Source organism: Streptomyces manipurensis (assembly GCF_049570255.1).
GTDB classification, from domain to species: Bacteria; Actinomycetota; Actinomycetes; order Streptomycetales; family Streptomycetaceae; genus Streptomyces; species Streptomyces manipurensis.
In genome coordinates this window covers 1801744-1819678 of the sequence record NZ_CP186950.1, presented here as the reverse complement: position 1 = coordinate 1819678, position 17935 = coordinate 1801744, and the positions used below count along the sequence as shown (strand labels likewise).

The 17935-nt window shown below is 72.3% G+C and carries 20 protein-coding genes; 12 read left to right on the top strand and 8 right to left on the bottom strand.

Annotated elements, in window-relative coordinates:
• The first annotated feature begins 2 nt into the window (after window positions 1-2).
• Window positions 3-560 carry an alkaline shock response membrane anchor protein AmaP gene (amaP, locus tag ACPU2J_RS08375; RefSeq protein WP_423833023.1) on the top strand — a complete coding sequence of 186 codons (558 nt, stop codon included), beginning with the start codon at window positions 3-5 and terminating at the stop codon, window positions 558-560.
• Between the two features lie 60 nt (window positions 561-620).
• On the opposite strand, the gene ACPU2J_RS08370 is transcribed toward amaP, so the two are convergent.
• The 5 genes from ACPU2J_RS08370 to ACPU2J_RS08350 form a co-directional block, all read right to left on the bottom strand.
• On the bottom strand, window positions 621-1376 hold the full coding sequence (locus tag ACPU2J_RS08370) for an SDR family oxidoreductase (protein ID WP_399315487.1): 756 nt from the start codon (window positions 1374-1376) through the stop codon (window positions 621-623).
• Window positions 1377-1385: 9 nt separating this feature from the next.
• Window positions 1386-2186, bottom strand: coding sequence for an SURF1 family protein (locus ACPU2J_RS08365; protein ID WP_361591738.1), 801 nt, complete (start codon window positions 2184-2186; stop codon window positions 1386-1388).
• 102 nt (window positions 2187-2288) lie between these two features.
• Window positions 2289-2522, bottom strand: coding sequence for a hypothetical protein (locus ACPU2J_RS08360; RefSeq protein WP_361591736.1), 234 nt, complete (start codon window positions 2520-2522; stop codon window positions 2289-2291).
• Window positions 2523-2638: 116 nt separating this feature from the next.
• Window positions 2639-3616 carry a DEDDh family exonuclease gene (locus ACPU2J_RS08355; RefSeq protein WP_361592038.1) on the bottom strand — a complete coding sequence of 326 codons (978 nt, stop codon included), beginning with the start codon at window positions 3614-3616 and terminating at the stop codon, window positions 2639-2641.
• A 42-nt stretch (window positions 3617-3658) separates the two neighbouring features.
• The gene (locus ACPU2J_RS08350; RefSeq protein ID WP_420081194.1) at window positions 3659-4312 is read right to left on the bottom strand and encodes a TetR/AcrR family transcriptional regulator; all 654 of its coding nucleotides are present in this window, start codon (window positions 4310-4312) and stop codon (window positions 3659-3661) included.
• 115 nt (window positions 4313-4427) lie between these two features.
• On the opposite strand from ACPU2J_RS08350, the gene ACPU2J_RS08345 reads away from it, so the two are divergent.
• The 7 genes from ACPU2J_RS08345 (at window position 4428) to ACPU2J_RS08315 (ending at window position 11598) form a co-directional block, all read left to right on the top strand.
• Window positions 4428-5225, top strand: coding sequence for an acetoacetate decarboxylase family protein (locus tag ACPU2J_RS08345; RefSeq protein ID WP_420081195.1), 798 nt, complete (start codon window positions 4428-4430; stop codon window positions 5223-5225).
• A gap of 1 nt (window position 5226) precedes the next feature.
• Entirely contained in the window at window positions 5227-6111 is an 885-nt protein-coding gene (locus ACPU2J_RS08340; protein ID WP_423833022.1) for an SDR family NAD(P)-dependent oxidoreductase, read from the top strand.
• 12 nt (window positions 6112-6123) lie between these two features.
• The gene (locus ACPU2J_RS08335; RefSeq protein ID WP_423833021.1) at window positions 6124-7476 is read left to right on the top strand and encodes an amidohydrolase family protein; all 1353 of its coding nucleotides are present in this window, start codon (window positions 6124-6126) and stop codon (window positions 7474-7476) included.
• On the top strand, window positions 7473-8696 hold the full coding sequence (locus tag ACPU2J_RS08330) for an amidohydrolase family protein (protein ID WP_420081198.1): 1224 nt from the start codon (window positions 7473-7475) through the stop codon (window positions 8694-8696). Before ACPU2J_RS08335 ends, ACPU2J_RS08330 begins: the two co-directional genes overlap by 4 nt.
• A 155-nt stretch (window positions 8697-8851) precedes the next feature.
• Window positions 8852-9817: a sterol desaturase family protein gene (locus ACPU2J_RS08325; RefSeq protein WP_420081199.1), complete on the top strand. Its 966-nt coding sequence runs from the start codon at window positions 8852-8854 to the stop codon at window positions 9815-9817.
• A complete protein-coding gene (locus ACPU2J_RS08320) occupies window positions 9814-10500 on the top strand; it encodes a lysoplasmalogenase (protein WP_391346908.1) in 687 nt (228 codons plus the stop codon). Before ACPU2J_RS08325 ends, ACPU2J_RS08320 begins: the two co-directional genes overlap by 4 nt.
• A gap of 54 nt (window positions 10501-10554) precedes the next feature.
• On the top strand, window positions 10555-11598 hold the full coding sequence (locus tag ACPU2J_RS08315) for a zinc-dependent alcohol dehydrogenase family protein (RefSeq protein ID WP_420081200.1): 1044 nt from the start codon (window positions 10555-10557) through the stop codon (window positions 11596-11598).
• Between the two features lie 72 nt (window positions 11599-11670).
• Here the strand turns inward: ACPU2J_RS08315 and ACPU2J_RS08310 are convergent, their stop codons facing one another.
• A complete protein-coding gene (locus ACPU2J_RS08310; RefSeq protein WP_423833020.1) occupies window positions 11671-13215 on the bottom strand; it encodes a S8 family serine peptidase in 1545 nt (514 codons plus the stop codon).
• A 257-nt stretch (window positions 13216-13472) separates the two neighbouring features.
• On the opposite strand from ACPU2J_RS08310, the gene ACPU2J_RS08305 reads away from it, so the two are divergent.
• The 3 genes from ACPU2J_RS08305 to moaA all read left to right on the top strand — a co-directional run bounded on the left by ACPU2J_RS08305 (window position 13473) and on the right by moaA (window position 16630).
• Window positions 13473-13838, top strand: coding sequence for a DUF485 domain-containing protein (locus ACPU2J_RS08305; RefSeq protein ID WP_420081202.1), 366 nt, complete (start codon window positions 13473-13475; stop codon window positions 13836-13838).
• Entirely contained in the window at window positions 13835-15463 is a 1629-nt protein-coding gene (locus ACPU2J_RS08300) for a solute symporter family protein (protein WP_423833019.1), read from the top strand. Before ACPU2J_RS08305 ends, ACPU2J_RS08300 begins: the two co-directional genes overlap by 4 nt.
• Window positions 15464-15640: 177 nt before the next feature.
• The gene (moaA, locus tag ACPU2J_RS08295) at window positions 15641-16630 is read left to right on the top strand and encodes a GTP 3',8-cyclase MoaA (RefSeq protein WP_365073975.1); all 990 of its coding nucleotides are present in this window, start codon (window positions 15641-15643) and stop codon (window positions 16628-16630) included.
• A gap of 18 nt (window positions 16631-16648) precedes the next feature.
• On the opposite strand, the gene ACPU2J_RS08290 is transcribed toward moaA, so the two are convergent.
• Window positions 16649-16900 (bottom strand): hypothetical protein, encoded by a 252-nt coding sequence (locus ACPU2J_RS08290; RefSeq protein WP_361604629.1) that lies wholly within the window; start codon window positions 16898-16900, stop codon window positions 16649-16651.
• A 172-nt stretch (window positions 16901-17072) separates the two neighbouring features.
• Window positions 17073-17414: a DUF3099 domain-containing protein gene (locus ACPU2J_RS08285; protein ID WP_423833018.1), complete on the bottom strand. Its 342-nt coding sequence runs from the start codon at window positions 17412-17414 to the stop codon at window positions 17073-17075.
• 175 nt (window positions 17415-17589) lie between these two features.
• Between ACPU2J_RS08285 and ACPU2J_RS08280 the strand changes: the two genes are divergently transcribed.
• Window positions 17590-17868, top strand: coding sequence for a GlsB/YeaQ/YmgE family stress response membrane protein (locus ACPU2J_RS08280; RefSeq protein WP_420081206.1), 279 nt, complete (start codon window positions 17590-17592; stop codon window positions 17866-17868).
• Window positions 17869-17935: the final 67 nt, after the last annotated feature.

Genomic DNA, 17935 nt, shown 5'->3' with positions numbered 1-17935 from the left:
GGATGCTCGGAACGGTGAACCGGATCCTGCTGGCGGTGGCCGGGGTGGTGCTCCTGGTGGCCGGGGCCGTCCTGCTGACGGGCGTACGGCCGCTCCACGGCCGGACCGCGCCGCTGCTGACCGCCGCCGACCGGCGCCGCTACCTGCACGCCGACGGCTGGTGGTGGTGGCTGCTCGCCGCGGCCCTGGCCGTGTGCCTGCTGCTGGCGCTGTGGTGGCTGCTGGCCCAGCTGAGGCGTTCGCGGCTGCGGACCGTGCCCGTCGACACCGGGGACGGGGCCTTCGCCGTACTGCGCGGTCGCGCCCTGGCGGACGCGGTCGCCGCCGAGGCCGGCGCCCTGGACGGGGTCTCCGGCTGCCGGGTGGTGCTGCGCGGCCGGCGCGGTTCGCCCCGGCTGCGCGTGAAGGTGGAGCTGGAGCCCCACGCGGTGCCCGCCGACGCGCTGGCCGGGCTGGCCGGGCCGGTGCTCGGTCACGCCCGGGACTCGGCGGGCCTGGCGGACCTCCCCGCGGAGGCCCGCTTCAAGGTCGGCTCCCACCGGGCCCGGCGCGTGAGCTGACCGACCGGTTCCGCGCACCCGCCCCGGGGTGCGCGGACGCCGGAGTATGCGGGCGGCCGGTCAGAAACCGTGCCGGAAGCCGCCGTCGACGGGGAGCATCACGCCCGTCAGGTACGAGGCGGCCGGCGACAGCAGGAAGGCCGCCGTCCGTCCGAACTCCTCCGGCGCCCCGTACCGGCGCAGCGGGATGCGTGACTCGTGCCCCGCACGCGCCGCCGCCGCGTCGCCCGACAGCGCGTCAAGCTCCCGGACCCGGTCGGTGTCGATGCGGGCCGGCAGCAGGCCGACGACGCGGATCCCGCGCGGGCCGAGCTCCACGGAGAGGGACTTGGCGAAGCCCGCGAGACCCGGCCGCAGGCCGTTGGAGATGGTCAGGCCGGGGATCGGCTCGTGCACCGAACCCGACAGGACGAAACCGATGACGCCGCCCTCGCCCAGCTCGGCCGCGGCCTCCCGGGCCAGGCGGACCGCGCCGAGGAAGACCGACTCGAAGGCCGCGGTCCACTGCTCGTCGGTGTTGCCGGCCGCCGTGCCCGGCGCCGGACCCCCGACGCTGATGAGGATGCCGTCGAAGCGGCCGAAGCGCTCGCGCGCGGTGGCGATCAGCCGTGCGGCCGCGGCCGGGTCGGAGTTGTCGGCGGCCACGCCCACGGCGTCCGGGCCGAGCTCGGCGGCTGCATCGGCCGCCCGCTTCGCGTCCCGGCCCGTGAGGACGACCTTCGCGCCGTCGGCGGTCAGCTCCCGGGCGGAGGCCAGGCCGAGCCCGCGCGTGGCCCCGGTGACGATGTAGACGCGGTCCTTCAGTCCAAGATCCATGCCGCCACGCTACGCCGTCGCGGGAGCGGCTTCCGAGGCTTCGGCGGCATCCGCCGCGGCGGCGGCCTGCTCGCGGTCGCGCTTCTCGCGCCGGACGAGGACCACCCAGCCCACCGGCACGCTCGACGCGAACAGCCACCACTGGACCGCGTAGGCCATGTGCGCGCCGATCGAGTCGTGGTCCGGTTCGCCGACCGGCTGCGGGCTGCCGTCCGCCGGTGCCGGGGAGGTCAGTTCCAGGTACCCGCCGAGGACCGGCTTGCCCAGGTACTCCGCCTGGCGCTCGCTGTTGATCAGCATCACCTGGCGGTCGGGCAGGCCCTTGCGGTCCTTGATGCCGCTGCCGCCGCTGGTCTCGTCGGCCTTCAGCCGGCCGGTGACCGTGACCTCGCCGGCCGGCGCGGGCGGCACCGGCGGATAGGCGCGCGGGTCGTCCCCGCCGGCCACCCAGCCGCGGTTGACGAGGACCACGCGTCCGTCGGCGAGGACGAGCGGGGTCAGGACGTGGAAGCCGACCTTGTCGTCGTTGTCGGTGCGCATGCGCACGACGACCTCGTGGGCGCTGTCGTAGGTGCCGGTCGCGGTGACCGCGCGCCAGTAGTCCGCCCGCGGGACCCGGTGGCCGGGGGAGGTCACCTCGGTCATGGGGACCGGCTTCGCCCGCAGGTTCGTCTCGATCAGCTGGTTCTGCGCGACCCGGCGCTCGTGCCGGTGGTACTGCCAGAACCCGAGCTTGATCATCACGGGGATGAGGACGAGCGCGATGAGGGTGAGGGACACCCACTGCCGGGTCAGCACAAAGCGGTACACGCCCACGACGGTACCCCCAGCGCGCAGGACCCCGGCGGCCGGGTGGCCGTCCGGGGTCACGTCGACGGGTGGAGGGGGAGAGGGCGGGGGAGCGCCCGGGGGTCAGACGCGGTCGACGATGCCCACCTTCCCCTCCGAGCGGGCGCAGTGCGCCCCGCAGAACCACTGGCCCTGGACCTCGACGCCCTGCCCGATGATGGAGACCCGGCAGTGCTCGCAGACGGGCGCCATGCGGTGGATGGCGCAGGAGAAGCAGTCGAAGACGTGCACCGCGCCCTGCGCGTGCACCTCGAAGGACATGCCGTAATCGTTTCCGCAGACCTCACAACGTGCCATGCGCCGAATGCTGCGCACGGCGGAGGACCGGAACAAGATCCGGTGTGGTGAGTCGCCGCGCCTGCACCCGGGCGGCGCAACGGCCGCGCTCCGCGTGCCGGCGCCGCCCGCCGGGATCAGGAGTCGGCCGGGGCCACGTCCCGCAGCAGCTGGGTGAAGGCCGCCTCGTCGACGACCGGGGTGCCGAAGGACTTCGCCTTGACCGTCTTCGAGGTCGCGGAGTCCGGGTCGTTGGTCACCAGCAGGCTGGTGAGCCGCGACACGCTCGTCGCCACGTGCAACCCCGCCTCGACCGCCCGGTCCTCCAGCAGCTCGCGCTCGACCGAGGTGTCACCGGAGAAGGCGATCCGCATGCCCTGCTTCAGCGGGCTGCCGTCCTCGAAACGGCCCGGATTGGGGTGGGGGCACGGGGGCCGCTTGCGCGAGGGCCGCCAGCTGTTGCCCCGGTACGAGGCCTGGTGGCCGATCCGCGGGGTGACGGCGGAGTCCGACCACTCCGTCAGCGGCCGGCACTCCAGCAGGGGCAGCCTTACCCCGTCCCGCGCGGCGGCGTGCAGCGAGGGGCGGAAGGCCTCCGCCAGGACGCGGGCGTCGTCGAGGGCGTGGTGGGCGCGCTGCTGGACCACGCCGAAGTGGGCGGCTAGCGACTCCAGCTTGTGGTTGGGCAGCGGGAGGTTCAGTTCCTTCGACAGGGCGATGGTGCACAGCCGCTGGCGGACCGGGGCCGTCGTGGCGGCCCGCGCGTACTCCCGGGCGATCATCTGCCAGTCGAAGATGGCGTTGTGCGCGACCAGCACCCGGTCCGCGAGCCGGTCGGCGAACTCCTCGGCGATGTCCCGGAAGAGGGGGGCGTCCTCGAGCATCGCGCTCGTCAGCCCGTGGATCCACACCGGCCCCGGATCCCGCTGCGGGTTGACCAGGCTGTACCAGTGGTCCTCCACGTTGCCCTGCGCGTCCAGCCGGTAGACCGCGGCGGAGACTATCCGGTCGTCGCGCGCGAGCCCGGTGGTCTCCACGTCGACGACCGCGTACCCCTCGGGGTACGCGGTCGGCCACGTCGTCTCTGCGGTCGTACGGTCGTCGAGCATGGTCACAGAGGATATCGGCACGCACCGACACCGTGGCCCCACCCTGGGTCAGCCCGGGGCGGAGGAGGAGCCGGACCCGTCGGCCGCGGGTGCCAGCAGAGCCGTCACCAGCGCCCGTACGGAGAGCAGGAAGAGGCGTTCGGGATCGGCCGGGCGGGCCAGGGCCCGGGCCAGCGAGGGGTCGTCCGGGGCGGCGGCGGGGTCCCAGAGCTCGCTCTCCGCGGGGGACTGGGCGGGCGCGCGTTCGCGGTTGCGCTCCACCAGCAGGAAGCCGACGATCTGGAACTGCACCGCCCGCACCGCGTCGGCGGCTCTGGCCCCGCGCAGTCCGGCGGCGTGCACCTCGTGCACGAGCGCCTGCTGCGCGGGCAGGAACATCCGCTCGGTGAGGCCCCGTTCGTGGACCATCGCGATCAGGTGGGGGCGTTCGCGCAGCTCGTGGCGGAGGGTCCGGGCGACGGACAGGATCCGCTCGGCGGGGGTGCGGCCGACCGGGCGGAGGGCGCCCATTTCCTCGACGGTGCGCCGGACGAGGGCGTCGAGGAGGGACTCGCGATTGCCGACGTGCCAGTAGATGGAGGTCACCGCGGTGCCCAGTTCGGCGGCGAGCCGGCGCATGGTGAGGGCGGCCGGCCCGTGCTGCCTGACCAGGGACGCGGCGGCGTCCAGCACCTCGTCCCGGGTCGTCGGGGATCTGGTCATGTCGGTGGTCCACCGATCTGTTGATCCGTCAGTTCTGGTGTGTGCAGGGGGCTTTACCCTTCATCGCCCGCGGTGTAACTGTGTTACAGACCCGAACCGAGAGGTGGTGCGATACATGGCACGCGTACGGTACGGAGCGCGCACCGAGGCCGAGATCGCCGCGTCGCGCGAGAGGAGTTCCAAGCTCCCCGACATCTGGTCCACCGGCGTGGTCGCCGTCTGGGAGACCGATCCCGACGTGGTCGCCGCGGTCCTCCCGCCGCCGCTCAAACCGGCCGGGCGGCCCCTGGTACGGGCGAACATCAGCAAGGTCGACCTGCCCGGCTACCCGCTCGGCGCCGGCTCGGTGGCCGTCGCCGCCCGGCACGACGGCGTCGAGGGCTGGTACCCGCTGGTCATGCCGATGACCCACGAGCGGGCCCTGACCGGCGGCCGCGAGGTCTTCGGCGAGCCGAAGAAGCTGGGCGAGGTCACCGTCGAGCGCGACGGCCTCGTCGTACGGGCCGCCCTCGCCCGGCACGGCATCGCCTTCGTCGAGGTGCGCGGCGCCGTGGACCGCCCGCTCCCGCTGCCCGGGCCCAGCCTGAAGACCGACTTCTACTTCAAGTTCCTGCCCGCCGTCGACGGGTCGGGGCTCGACACCGACCCGGTCCTCGTGCACTGCGTCCGCAACGAGAAGGTCCGCAAGCTGGAGCACGTCACCGGTGACATCGTCCTGCGGGAGTCGATGTTCGATCCCGTCGCCGACCTCCCCGTCCGCCGGATCGTCGAGATCACCCTCGGCGAGAAGACCACCGACCAGCAGGGCCGGGTCGTCGAGCGGGTCAGCGCCCGGGCCCTGCTCCCGTACATCCACCAGCGCTACGACGACCCGATGCAGATCCTCGACGGCCCGCCGGAAGGGAGCCTGTGAGATGCGGCTCGAAGCGGGACAGACGGCCGTCGTCACCGGCGCGGCGAGCGGCATCGGCCTCGCCATGGCCCGGCGCTTCGCCGCCGAGGGGTTGAAGGTGGTCCTCGCCGACGTCGAGGAGGCCGCCCTGCGCAAGGCCGCCGACGAGCTCGCCGCGGACGGCGCGCAGGTACACGCCCGGACCGTCGACGTCAGCGACCGCGACTCCGTGTTCGCCCTCGCCGACGCGGCCTACGAAGCCTTCGGCGCCGTCCACGTGCTCTGCAACAACGCGGGCGTCGGCTCCGGCGCCGAGGGCCGGATGTGGGAGCACGAGCCCAACGACTGGAAGTGGGCCTTCTCCGTCAACGTGTGGGGCGTCTTCCACGGCATCCAGGCCTTCGTCCCCCGCATGATCGCGGGCGGCGCCCCCGGACACGTCGTCAACACCTCCTCCGGCGACGGCGGCATCGCGCCGCTGCCCACCGCCTCCGTCTACGCCGTCACCAAGGCGGCCGTGGTCACCATGACCGAGTCCCTCTACGCCCACCTCAAGGCCGAGGGCGCGGCCGTCGGCGCCTCCGTGCTCTTCCCCGGCCCGCACATGCTGCGCACCGGGCTGTGGGAGTCCCACCGCAACCGGCCCGAGCGGTACGCGAAGCAGCGCCCGCGCAGGACCCCGTACCGCACCCTCGACCAGTACGAGGCCGCGATGAGGCAGGCCGGCCACGAGGTGGAATTCACCCCCGTCGAGGAGGTCGCGGAGCACGTCGTCGACGGCATCCGCGCCGACCGCTTCTGGATGCTGCCGCCGAACGAGCACAGCGACCGGCAGATCCGCGCCCGGTCGCGGTCGATGCTCGACCGCGCCGATCCCGCCTACCTGGAGAGCTTCATCCTCGACTGAGGAGCGTCCGCCATGAGCGACAGCACGCACGACAGCACGCACGACAGCACGAGCGCCGGCACGAGCGCCGGTACGGGTCGCACACCGTACGAGGACCCGTACCTGATCATCTCCTCCGACTGCCACGCGGGCCTGCCCACCGAGGAGTACCGCCCCTACCTCGACTCCCGCTTCCACCGCCGGTTCGACGAGTTCCTCGGCCAGCGCGACGCCCGCCGCGCGGAGGCCACCCGCCTGGGCATCCGCAACGAGGCCTTCGCCGAGAAGTGGTTCCGCGACCACGAGGAAGGGCTCAAGGGCGGCTGGGACACCGGGCAGCGGCTGAAGGAACTCGACGGCGACGGGGTGGCCGCCGAGGTGGTCTTCCCCGACGCGGACGCCGTCGACAGCCAGACCGCCGCCCCCTTCGGCGTCGGTCTCGGCCTCTCCGGCGACCAGGACCCAGAGCTCGGCATGGCGGGCGCGCAGGCGCACAACCGCTGGCTCGCCGAGTTCGTCTCGCAGACCCCCGAGCGCCACTGCGGCGTCGCCCTGCTGCCCGTCACGGGCGACCCGGACACGGTCGTGGCCGAGGTCCACCGGGCCAAGGAGTCCGGGCTGGGCGCGCTGATGATCCCGGCCATGTGGGTGGACAAGGCGCCCTACCACGATCGCCGCTACGACCCCGTCTGGGCGGCGGCCGCCGAGACGCGGATGCCGATCGTCACCCACTCCGGTTCCTCGCCCCGCCACGAGTACGGCGACCACCTGGGCATCTTCGTCTCCGAGGTCACCTGGTGGCCGGCCCGCCCGCTGTGGTTCCTGCTCTGGTCGGGCGTCTTCGAACGCCACCCCGGGCTGAGGTTCGGCGTCGCCGAGTCGGGCTGCTGGTGGTTGCCGAACCAGTTGTGGTTCATGGACCGGCTCTACCTCGGCGCGCACGGCGGCAAGAAGCTCTCGCCGTTCGAGGAGCTGAAGCGGCCGCCGAGCGAGTACCTGGACCGCCAGGTGTTCGTCTGCGCCACGAACACCAAGCGCCGCGAGCTCGCGCAGCGCTACGAGATCGGCGTGGACAACATCCTGTGGGGATCGGACTTCCCGCACCCCGAGGGCACCTGGCCCAACACCCGGACCTGGCTGAGGAACACCTTCCACGACATCCCGGTCGCCGAGACCCGCCGGATGCTCGGGCTGGCGGCGGCCGAGGTGTTCGGCTTCGACACCGCGAAGCTCGCCGCGACCGCCCGCCGGATCGGCCCCACCCCGGCGGAGCTGGGCCAGTCGCCGGACCAGGCGGCGGTGGAGGCCTCCTGGGCGCGCTCCCGCGAGGTGGGCCGCCACTGGCTGACCGAGCACGACTTCCCGGTACTGGGGGTTTCGCGGTGACGGGCGACGACCGCTACACGGTGATCTCGGCGGACTGCCACGCGGGCGCCGACCTGCTGGACTACAGGCCGTACCTGGAGAAGCGCCACCACGAGGAGTTCGACGCCTGGGCCGCCACGTACGTGAACCCGTACGAGGACCTCCTCGCGGACACCGCCGACCGCAACTGGAACTCGGCGCGCCGCCTCGCCGAGCTGGAGGCGGACGGCATCGTCGCGGAAGTCCTCTTCCCCAACACCGTCCCGCCGTTCTTCCCCAAGGCCTCCCTGATGGCCCAGCCCCCGACGGCCGCCGAGTACGAGCTGCGCTGGGCCGGGCTGCAGGCCCACAACCGCTGGCTGGCGGACTTCTGCGCGGACGCCCCGGGACGGCGGGCGGGCGTCGCGCAGATCCTCCTCAACGACGTGGACGCGGCGGTGCGGGAGATCCGCCGTACGAAGGCGGCGGGCCTGACGGGCGGCATCCTGCTGCCCGGCGTCCCGCCCGGCTCCACGGTGCCCGAGCTGTACTCGGCGGTGTACGACCCGATCTGGGCGGTGTGCGACGAGCTGGACGTCCCGGTCAACCACCACGGCGGCTCGGCCTCACCGCCGCTGGGCGAGGAGCCGGCGGCCCGCGCCGTCTTCATGGTGGAGACGACCTGGTTCTCCCACCGCGCCCTGTGGCACCTCGTCTTCGGCGGAGCCTTCCGCCGCCACCCCGGCCTCAAGCTGGTCCTGACGGAGCAGGGCTCCGGGTGGATCCCCGGGGTGCTGGAGATGCTGGACTACTACCACGGGCGGCTGGTCGCGGCGTCGGCGACGGCCGAGTCCAAGTTCGGGGCGGGCCTCGCGGAGTCGATGGGGCGGGGTCCGAGCGAGGTCTGGCGGGACAACTGCTTCGTCGGGGCGAGCTTCATGCGCCCCCACGAGGTCCCGCTGCGGGAACGGATCGGCCTCGACAAGATCATGTGGGGCAGCGACTACCCCCACGACGAGGGCACCACCCCCTTCTCCCGCGAAGGCCTCCGCATCGCCTACGCGGGCCTCCCGCGCGAGGAGGTCGCCGCGATGGTCGGCGGCAACGCGGCCCGCGTGTACGGCTTCGACCTCACCCTGCTCGACGCGGTCGCGGCGAAGCACGGGCCGACGGTCCCGGAGATCGCGCGGCCCCTGACGGAGATCCCGCCGGGGGCCACCAGTCCGGCCTTCGCCCGGGGCAGCTCGGTCCGCGTCTGGTGATCCGGCGCCCCGCCGCGGGCGGCCCGGCTAAGCAGCGGAGCCGCCCCGGCGGGCCGGCGATTCCCCACCCTCGTCGAACCGCCGGTAACCCCGATGGATACCGATCGGTAACAACCCCTAGCGGCACCCCCGAGGGCGCCTCTATGGTGCGGGACATGCCGAACCTGCCCGATGTCGTGCTGTGGTCCATACCTGCCTTCGTGCTGCTCACCGTCATCGAGGTGGTGAGCTACCGGCTCCACCCCGACGACGACACCGCCGGCTACGACACCAAGGACGCCGCCACCAGCATCACCATGGGGCTCGGCAGCATCGGCTTCGACCTGCTGTGGAAGATCCCGGTGGTCCTGGTCTTCACCGCCGTCTACGAACTGACCCCGCTGCGGGTGCCGTTGCTGTGGTGGACCCTTCCGCTGATGCTGCTCGCGCAGGACTTCCTCTACTACTGGCAGCACCGCGGCCACCACGTCATCCGCATCCTGTGGGCCTGTCACGTGGTCCACCACAGCAGCCGGAAGTTCAACCTCACCACCGCCCTGCGGCAGCCCTGGACCAGCGCCACCACGTACTGGTTCTACCTGCCGATGGTGGCCCTCGGGGTGCACCCGGCGGTGATCCCCTTCTGCTACGGCATCAACCTGCTCTACCAGTTCTGGGTGCACACCGAGCGCATCGGCAAGCTGCCCCGCGCCTACGAGTACGTCTTCAACACCCCCTCCCACCACCGCGTCCACCACGCCTCCCAGGGCGGTTACCTGGACCGCAACTACGGCGGCATCCTGATCGTCTGGGACCGGATGTTCGGCTCCTGGGTGGGCGAGACCGACAGGCCCGTCTACGGCCTCACCAAGAACATCGAGACCTACAACCCGCTGCGCGTGGCCACCCACGAGTACGCCGCCATCGCCCGGGACGTACGCGCCGCCCGGACCTGGAGCGAGCGGGCCGGCCGGGTCTTCCGCGGCCCGGGCTGGCAGCCCGCGGCCCCGGCCCCGGCACCGGCCGCCTCCGCCGCGGTCCCGGCCGCGGCTCCCGCGGTCGCGCCCGCAGCCCCGGCACCCGCCGCATCCGCATCCGCACCCGTCGCCGACCCGGCCGCCGTACAGGAGAGCACCGCGTGAGCACCGAGTCCCCGGGCCGCCCCGCCCCCACCTGGGCCGCCCCGCGGCCGACGGCCGACCGGGAGCGTCTCGGCCGCCTCGCCCTCTGGGCCTTCGCCGTCGCCACCGCCGCCGACCTGGGCTCGCTGCTGGCCGGCTGGGACCTCGGGCACGTCATCGCCAAGCCGCTGCTGATGCCGCTGCTCGTCGCCCACGTGATCACGCGCGGCGCGCCCCGCCTGCTCGTGGCCGCCCTGCTCTTCGGCTGGGGCGGCGACCTCGCGCTGCTCTTCGACGCCGAGGCCGCCTTCCTCGTCGGCATGGGCTCCTTCGCCGTGGGGCACGTCTGCTACCTGGTCCTCTTCGGCAGGCGGCCCGCGAACCCGCTGCTCGGCGGCGCCTACCTGCTCGCCCTGACCGGGACCGTGGTCCTGCTCTGGGGCGACCTGCCCCCGGACCTGCGGATCCCCGTCGCCGGCTACAGCCTGCTGCTGACCGCCATGGCCTTCCGCTCCAGCGCGCTCGGCCTGCGGGCGGGCATCGGCGGCGCGCTGTTCCTGCTGTCCGACACCCTCATCGCGTCCGGCGTCGCCGACTGGCCCCAGCTGCCCCGTCCGGACTTCTGGATCATGGCCACGTACGCGGCCGCCCAGTACCTGCTGGCCACCGGCTCGACACCCACCCGCGGAGCAGGCGTACGGTAGGACGGACGTCAGTCGTACAAGACTGAACCATCTCTACCGGAGGAATGCACCACCATGCGCGCCACCGTCATCCACGCCCCGTACGACATCCGCGTGGAGGAGGTGCCCGACGCTGCGATCCAGCGCCCCGAGGACGCCGTCGTCCGCGTCCTGCGCGCCTGCATCTGCGGCAGCGACCTGTGGGCCTACCGCGGTGAGGCCCAGCGCCAGCCGGGCCAGCGGATCGGACACGAGTTCCTGGGCGTCGTCGAGGAGACCGGCTCCGGCGTCTCCGGCGTGCGCGCCGGAGACCTCGTCGTCGCCCCGTTCATGTGGTCGGACGGTACCTGCGAATTCTGCAAGGAAGGCCTCTACACCTCCTGCGACCACGGTGGTTTCTGGGGCTCGGTCGGCCACGACGGCGGCCAGGGCGAGGCCGTCCGCGTCCCGCACGCCGACGGCACCCTGGTCCGGCTGCCCGCCGAGGCGCTGTCCGACGACCACCTGCTGACCGGCCTGCTGGCGCTCTCCGACGTCCTGGGCACCGGGCACCACGCCGCGCTGGGCGCGGGCGTGCGCCCCGGCTCCACGGTCGCCGTGGTCGGCGACGGCGCGGTGGGCCTGTGCGGCGTCCTGGCCGCCAAGCGCCTGGGCGCCGAGCGGATCATCGCGCTGGGCCGCCACACCGTCCGTACCGACACGGCCCGGCTCTTCGGGGCCACCGACGTCGTCGCCGAGCGCGGCGAGGCCGCCGAGGAGGCCGTGCGCGAGCTGACCGGCGGCCGGGGCGCGCACGCGGTCATCGAAGCGGTCGGCACGGAGCAGTCGATGCGGACCGCGGTGAACATCACCCGCGACGGCGGCGCCATCGGCTACGTCGGCGTCCCGCACGGCAGCGGCACGGGCCTGGACCTGGGCGTCATGTTCGACCGCAACATCACCCTGCGCGGCGGCGTCGCCCCCGTCCGGGCCTACATACCGGAGCTGCTGGAGGACGTGCTCAGCGGGGCCGTCGACCCCGCGCCCGTCTTCGACCGCGCCGTCCCGCTGGACGAGGTCCCGGAGGGCTACCGCGCGATGGACGACCGCAGCGCGCTGAAGGTGCTGATCAAGCCCTGACCGTCGTCGGGCACGGACGCGGAAGGGCCGGGCGGGGTGATCCCCGCCCGGCCCTTCCGTCCGTCCGGAGGACTACTTCACGGCCTTGAGGGCGTCCACGACGCCGGCGCCGTAGTAGCCGGTCTGGCCCCACTTGGCCTGGCAGGTGGTGGCGTCGATCAGCGCGCCCGTGGAGTCGTAGATCTGCGTCGGGCAGGCCGCCTTGGTGGACTGCGCCTTCAGCATCGCCCGCAGCTGCGACGGGGTGGCCGAGGGGTGGGCGCTCTTGAGCAGGGCCGCGACGCCGGCCACGTGCGGGGCGGCCATGGAGGTGCCCTGCTTGTAGCCGTACTCCCCGCCCGGGAGGGTCGACAGCACGCGGCCGTTGGCGTCCGGGGTGGCCGGCACCTGCCACTTGTCGCCGCCGGGGGCCGCGACGTCGACCACTCCGAGGCCGTAGCTGGAGTAGTACGAGCGCAGGCCCTTGTCGCCGGTCGCGGAGACGGTGACCACGCCGGGCAGCTGCGTGGGCAGGTCCAGGCAGACCTTCGGGTCGACGGTGCGGGGGACCGGCGTGGTGTCGTTCGGGCTGGTCACGTCCTGGAGGGAGGGCGCGGCCAGGTCCTGGTTGGAGTTGCCGGCCGAGGCCACGTGGAGGGTGCCCTTGCGCTCGGCGTACTTGGTCGCCCGGCCGATGGCCTCCACCAGCGCCTTCTGGTCGTCGTCGGAGCCGCAGTTGAACAGCCAGGGGTCGACGTAGTAGCTGTTGTTGGTCACCTCGATCCCCTTCTCGGCGGCGAACATGAAGCCGCAGACGACCGCCTCGGTGTAGAAGAGGCTGGTCGTGGGCTCGCTCACCTTGATCGCGGCGATCTTCACGCCGGGGGCGACACCGCTGATGCCGAGGCCGTTGCGTGCGGCGCCGATGGTGCCGGCCACGTGCGTGCCGTGGTCGCTGCCGTCGGCGTACGGGCGCCAGGCGCCCTCGGTGGTGTCCGCGACGCCGCCGACGCAGTTGGCCGACTGGCCCTTGGAGAAGTTCGGGGCGAGGTCGGGGTGGGTGTCGTCCACGCCCGTGTCGATGACGCCCACGGTGACGTTCCGGCTGCCATCGTTGATCTTGTGAGCCTCGTCGGCCTTGATCGTCCGCAGGTCCCACTGGTTGGGCTCCAGCGGCTCCTGACCCTGCCGGGCCCGCGCCGCCGCCTTGGCCGCGTCGGCCGCGTCCAGCCGCTGGGTGGCGCCCTCCTCGGTGGTCTGCACGGCCTTGAGCGGGGCCGTCCGGGTGGCTCCGACCGACACGAACAGGCCGCGCTGGGTGCGCAGCTGCTTGGCGAAGTCCGGGTTCTGGGAGTGTGCGACCACCACCCCGATCTGCTCATAGGCCGTGACCACCGTGCCGCCGGCCCGCTCGACGGCCTTCCTGGCCGCCTTCACGTTGGCGTACGCGTTCAGGTTGGCCACGTAGGACAGCTCGGGACCGGAGACCGCGGCCCCTGCGGCCGTCGCCGCGCCGGCCGTGCTGCCGCCCTCGGCGGCGGTGGCCGCGGCCGTGGGCAGGAAGGCGAGCGATGCGGTGAGCGCCAGTCCGACCGGTACGGCGAGGGCACGCCGACGGCGGGGTCCCAGATGAGCCATGGGTTCTCCAGATCATCGTGAAAAAGCCGTCCGTACGCGGTCGCGTTGGACGGGTCCATGACAACCGAACCTAGTGCCGTCGTTCCCCTCTCCGCCATCTGTTCGAGAAATCAGTTCTCCGGGAATCCACGGGTGTTGAACCGTCCGGACGCGCCGTACGTGCCGTTGACAGGGGGGCTCGGCACCACCGTCCCCCCCACACGGAGGTTGTTTTGTCCGTCGTCCCCACCGCACCCGCGTCACAAGGAGAGCCCCCCGTGACCACCGAAGCAGCGCCGCCCCCGGGCGGCGCGGGAACGCCCCCCGCGACCCCCGCGCCCGAAGACTTCACGAGCGTCCAGCAGAGCCCCGAGTTCGCAGAACTGCGCAGCTCCTACCGCTCCTTCGCCTTCCCGCTCACCGTGGCCTTCATCGCCTGGTACCTGCTCTACGTCCTGCTGTCCAACTACGCGGGCGGCTTCATGGGGACCAGGCTCTTCGGCAACATCAACGTCGCCCTCGTCCTCGGCCTCGCACAGTTCGCGACGACCTTCCTCATCGCCTGGCTCTACGCACGGCACGCCGCGGCCAAGCTCGACCCCAAGGCCGAGGCCATCAAGGCGCGGATGGAGGGCGGCGCATGAGCGGCGCGCTCCCCGTGACGACGCTCGCGGCGGGTGCCACCGAGCACCGGCCGCTGATCATCACCCTCTTCGGGCTGTTCGTCGTCGCCACCCTGATCATCACCGTCCGGGCCGGCCGCCAGACCAAGGGCGCCGCCGACTTCTACGCCGGCGGCCGCCAGTTCACCGGCTTCCAGAACGGCCTGGCCATCTCCGGCGACTACATGTCCGCCGCGTCCTTCCTCGGCATCGCCGGAGCCATCGCCCTCTTCGGCTACGACGGCTTCCTCTACTCCATCGGCTTCCTCGTCGCCTGGCTGGTCGCCCTGCTGCTCGTCGCCGAGCCGCTGCGCAACTCCGGCCGCTACACGATGGGCGACGTCCTCGCGTACCGGATGCGCCAGCGGCCCGTCCGCACCGCCGCCGGCACCTCCACCATCGTGGTCTCGATCTTCTACCTGCTCGCCCAGATGGCCGGGGCCGGCGTCCTGGTCTCCCTGCTCCTCGGCATCACCAGCGACGGGGGCAAGGTCGCCGTCGTCGCCCTGGTCGGCGTCCTGATGATCCTCTACGTCACCATCGGCGGCATGAAGGGCACCACCTGGGTCCAGATGATCAAGGCCGTCCTGCTGATCGCGGGCGCCCTCCTCATCACCCTCCTGGTGCTGCTGGAGTTCGACTTCAACGTCTCCGACCTGCTCGGCAAGGCCGCCGAGAACAGCGGACAGGGAGCCAAGTTCCTGGAGCCCGGGCTCAAGTACGGCAAGGACTCCACCTCGAAGCTCGACTTCCTCTCCCTCGGCATCGCCCTCGTCCTCGGCACCGCGGGCCTGCCGCACATCCTGATCCGCTTCTACACCGTCCCCACGGCCAAGGCCGCCCGCAAGTCCGTGAACTGGGCCATCGGCATCATCGGCGCCTTCTACCTGATGACCATCGCCCTCGGCTTCGGCGCCGCCGCCCTGCTCTCCCGCGCGGACATCCTGGCCTCCAACAAGGCCGGCAACACCGCCGCGCCGCTGCTCGCCCAGGCCGTCGGCGGCGGCCCGGACTCCACCGGCGGCGCGATCCTGCTCGCCGTGATCTCCGCGGTCGCCTTCGCCACCATCCTCGCCGTCGTCGCGGGCCTGACCCTCGCCTCCTCCTCGTCCTTCGCCCACGACCTGTACGTCAACGTGATCCGCAAGGGCAAGGCCACCGAGCAGGAGGAGGTCCGCGCCGCCCGCTGGTCCACCGTCGTCATCGGCGCGGTCGCCATCGGCCTCGGCGCCCTCGCCCGCGACATGAACGTGGCCGGCCTGGTCGCGCTCGCCTTCGCGGTCGCCGCCTCCGCGAACCTGCCGACGATCCTCTACAGCCTCTTCTGGAAGCGCTTCACCACCCGGGGCGCGCTCTGGTCCATCTACGGAGGCCTGGTCTCGGCGGTCGGCCTGGTGCTCTTCTCCCCGGTCGTCTCCGGCAAGCCCACCTCGATGTTCAAGGACGCCGACTTCTACTGGTTCCCCCTGGAGAACCCGGGCATCATCTCGATCCCCCTCGGCTTCCTGCTCGGGTGGCTGGGAACCGTCCTGTCCAAGGAGAAGGCCGACCCCCAGAAGTTCGCCGAGCTGGAGGTGCGCTCCCTCACCGGGACAGGGGCGCACTGACATCGTCCGAACACCCAGCGTGGCCGCGTCGTAGGTTCCTACGACGCGGCCACGTTACGTATCGTTCATTCGGGCAGCTCTCCCGGACACACGCGTCACGTAGTCTCGAAATAGAACGCGTGACGTAGATCCCGTCGCACGCGAACCTCTAGATCCGGACAGGGGAGGGGGCCCACAGTGCTTCTCGACACCTATGGCCGCGTGGCCACTGACCTGCGCGTCTCGCTCACCGACCGGTGCAACCTGCGGTGCACGTACTGCATGCCAGAGGAAGGCCTGCAGTGGCTCGGCAAGTCCGACCTGCTCACCGACGACGAGATCGTCCGGCTGATCCGCATCGCCGTCACGCACCTGGGGATCACCGAGGTCCGCTTCACCGGCGGCGAGCCCCTGCTGCGCCCCGGGCTGGTCGGGATCGTCGAACGCTGCGCGGCCCTGGAGCCGCGCCCCCGGATGTCCCTGACCACCAACGGCATCGGCCTCAAGCGCACCGCGCAGGCGCTCAAGGCCGCGGGCCTGGACCGGGTGAACGTCTCCCTCGACACGCTGCGCCCCGAGGTCTTCAAGACCCTCACCCGCCGCGACCGGCACAAGGACGTCATCGAGGGCATGGCCGCCGCCCGCGACGCGGGCCTGACCCCGGTCAAGGTCAACGCCGTGCTGATGCCCGGGCTCAACGAGGACGAGGCCCCCGACCTGCTGGCCTGGGCCGTCGAGAACGCCTACGAGCTCCGCTTCATCGAGCAGATGCCGCTCGACGCCCAGCACGGCTGGAAGCGCGACGGCATGATCACCGCCGGGGACATCCTGCAGTCCCTGCGCACCCGCTTCACCCTCACGGAGGAAGGCGCGGAGGAGCGGGGTTCCGCCCCCGCCGAGCGCTGGGTGGTCGACGGCGGCCCCGCCACCGTCGGCGTCATCGCCTCGGTGACCCGCCCCTTCTGCGGAGCCTGCGACCGCACCCGGCTCACGGCCGACGGCCAGATCCGTACGTGCCTGTTCGCCACCGAGGAGTCCGACCTGCGCGCCGCCCTGCGCTCGGGCGCCCCGGACGAGGAGATCGCCCGGCTGTGGAAGGTGGCGATGTGGGGCAAGAAGGCCGGTTCCGGTCTGGACGACCCGTCCTTCCTCCAGCCCGACCGCCCCATGTCGGCGATCGGCGGCTGAGCCGCGGACGGCCCCCGCTCAGCGGGGGCGTTCCGAGCCCTCCGGCTGCACCCACTCGCCCAGCGCCACCACGTCCTTGAGGAATCCGCGGACCCCGAGGAACTGCGACAGGTGCTCGCGGTGCTCCTCGCACGCCAGCCACGTCTTGCGCCGTTCGGGCGTGTGCAGCTTGGGGTTGTTCCACGCCAGGACCCAGACGGCGGCGTCGCGGCAGCCCTTGGCCGAACAGCTGGGGATCTCGTCGGGGCCGGAGGCGTCGGAGGAAGTCACGACCCCACCCTAAAGGGTGAGCCGCCGGCGACGGCAGGGCTGCCCGCGGAACGGAATGGCGACGCCGAGCAGCCACGGGGGGAGCTGCCCGGCGTCGGTCCGTCGCTCCGACGGGGGATGCGGAGCGCGTGAGCAGTATGTCACGCAGGACCCGGTGCAGTGCACCGGAACTTCATGATTGATCTGAGCTTTTCCTGAGGTTTCCCGCCTCCAGCGCCGGGTGCACCGGGGCCGGGACGAAGTGGGACGGCAGCGAGGGCGTCGACTCGCGCCCCGCGTTGGCGATGACCACGGCCACGTACGGGAGCAGCGCGCCCGCGACGAGCGTGATGATCGCGACCGGCCGCTGGACGTTCCACAACAGCACCGTGGCGATGATTGACAGGGTCCTGATTCCCATGGAGATCACATAACGGCGCTGACGGCCGCGCACGTCCTCGGCGAGACCCATCCGGGCACCGGTGATCCGGAAGACCTCGGACCCGTTCCGCTTCTGCCGCTTCACCCGTTCCATGTCCTACCACCCGATCGCCGGCCGGGCGCTTCCCGGCCCGGACCCTCCCACGGTACGCGGCCCCCGCGTCCGGCGGGACAGGGGGACCCCACCTGGCGCCGTCCGAAATGCGCGGTACGCCGGGCGGGTCGAAACTGGGCCCACGTGCGCACACCGCGCCAGGAGGAGGATCGACATGTCTTGGTTGTGGGCGATCATCGTCGGTTTCGTGCTGGGGCTGATAGCCAAGGCCATCCTGCCCGGCAAACAGCACCAGCCCCTCTGGCTGACCACCCTGATGGGCATCATCGGCAGCGTCCTCGGCAACGCCGTCGCGGCCTGGATCGGGGTCGCCGACACCCGGGGCATCGACTGGACCCGGCACCTGCTGCAGCTCGCGGGAGCCGTCCTCTTCGTCTTCCTCGGCGAAATGGTCTACAAGGCGATGCGCGGAGGCAGTCGCCAGATGAGCTGAACCGCCCGGGGCACCCGCGGCACATGACGGAGGGGCCGGCCGGACAGGACGTCCGAACCGGCCCCTC

Bases quoted from the DNA above. Each gene is read 5' to 3' on its own strand.
- ACPU2J_RS08350 (WP_420081194.1), bottom strand. From the start codon at position 4,312: ATGACCAGATCCCCGACGACCCGGGACGAGGTGCTGGACGCCGCCGCG.
- ACPU2J_RS08325 (WP_420081199.1), top strand. From the start codon at position 8,852: ATGCCGAACCTGCCCGATGTCGTGCTGTGGTCCATACCTGCCTTCGTG.
- ACPU2J_RS08280 (WP_420081206.1), top strand. From the start codon at position 17,590: ATGTCTTGGTTGTGGGCGATCATCGTCGGTTTCGTGCTGGGGCTGATA.
- ACPU2J_RS08300 (WP_423833019.1), top strand. From the start codon at position 13,835: ATGAGCGGCGCGCTCCCCGTGACGACGCTCGCGGCGGGTGCCACCGAG.
- ACPU2J_RS08285 (WP_423833018.1), bottom strand. From the start codon at position 17,414: ATGGAACGGGTGAAGCGGCAGAAGCGGAACGGGTCCGAGGTCTTCCGG.
- ACPU2J_RS08370 (WP_399315487.1), bottom strand. From the start codon at position 1,376: ATGGATCTTGGACTGAAGGACCGCGTCTACATCGTCACCGGGGCCACG.
- ACPU2J_RS08315 (WP_420081200.1), top strand. From the start codon at position 10,555: ATGCGCGCCACCGTCATCCACGCCCCGTACGACATCCGCGTGGAGGAG.
- ACPU2J_RS08310 (WP_423833020.1), bottom strand. From the start codon at position 13,215: ATGGCTCATCTGGGACCCCGCCGTCGGCGTGCCCTCGCCGTACCGGTC.
- ACPU2J_RS08345 (WP_420081195.1), top strand. From the start codon at position 4,428: ATGGCACGCGTACGGTACGGAGCGCGCACCGAGGCCGAGATCGCCGCG.
- ACPU2J_RS08340 (WP_423833022.1), top strand. From the start codon at position 5,227: ATGCGGCTCGAAGCGGGACAGACGGCCGTCGTCACCGGCGCGGCGAGC.
- ACPU2J_RS08360 (WP_361591736.1), bottom strand. From the start codon at position 2,522: ATGGCACGTTGTGAGGTCTGCGGAAACGATTACGGCATGTCCTTCGAG.
- ACPU2J_RS08335 (WP_423833021.1), top strand. From the start codon at position 6,124: ATGAGCGACAGCACGCACGACAGCACGCACGACAGCACGAGCGCCGGC.
- amaP (WP_423833023.1), top strand. From the start codon at position 3: ATGCTCGGAACGGTGAACCGGATCCTGCTGGCGGTGGCCGGGGTGGTG.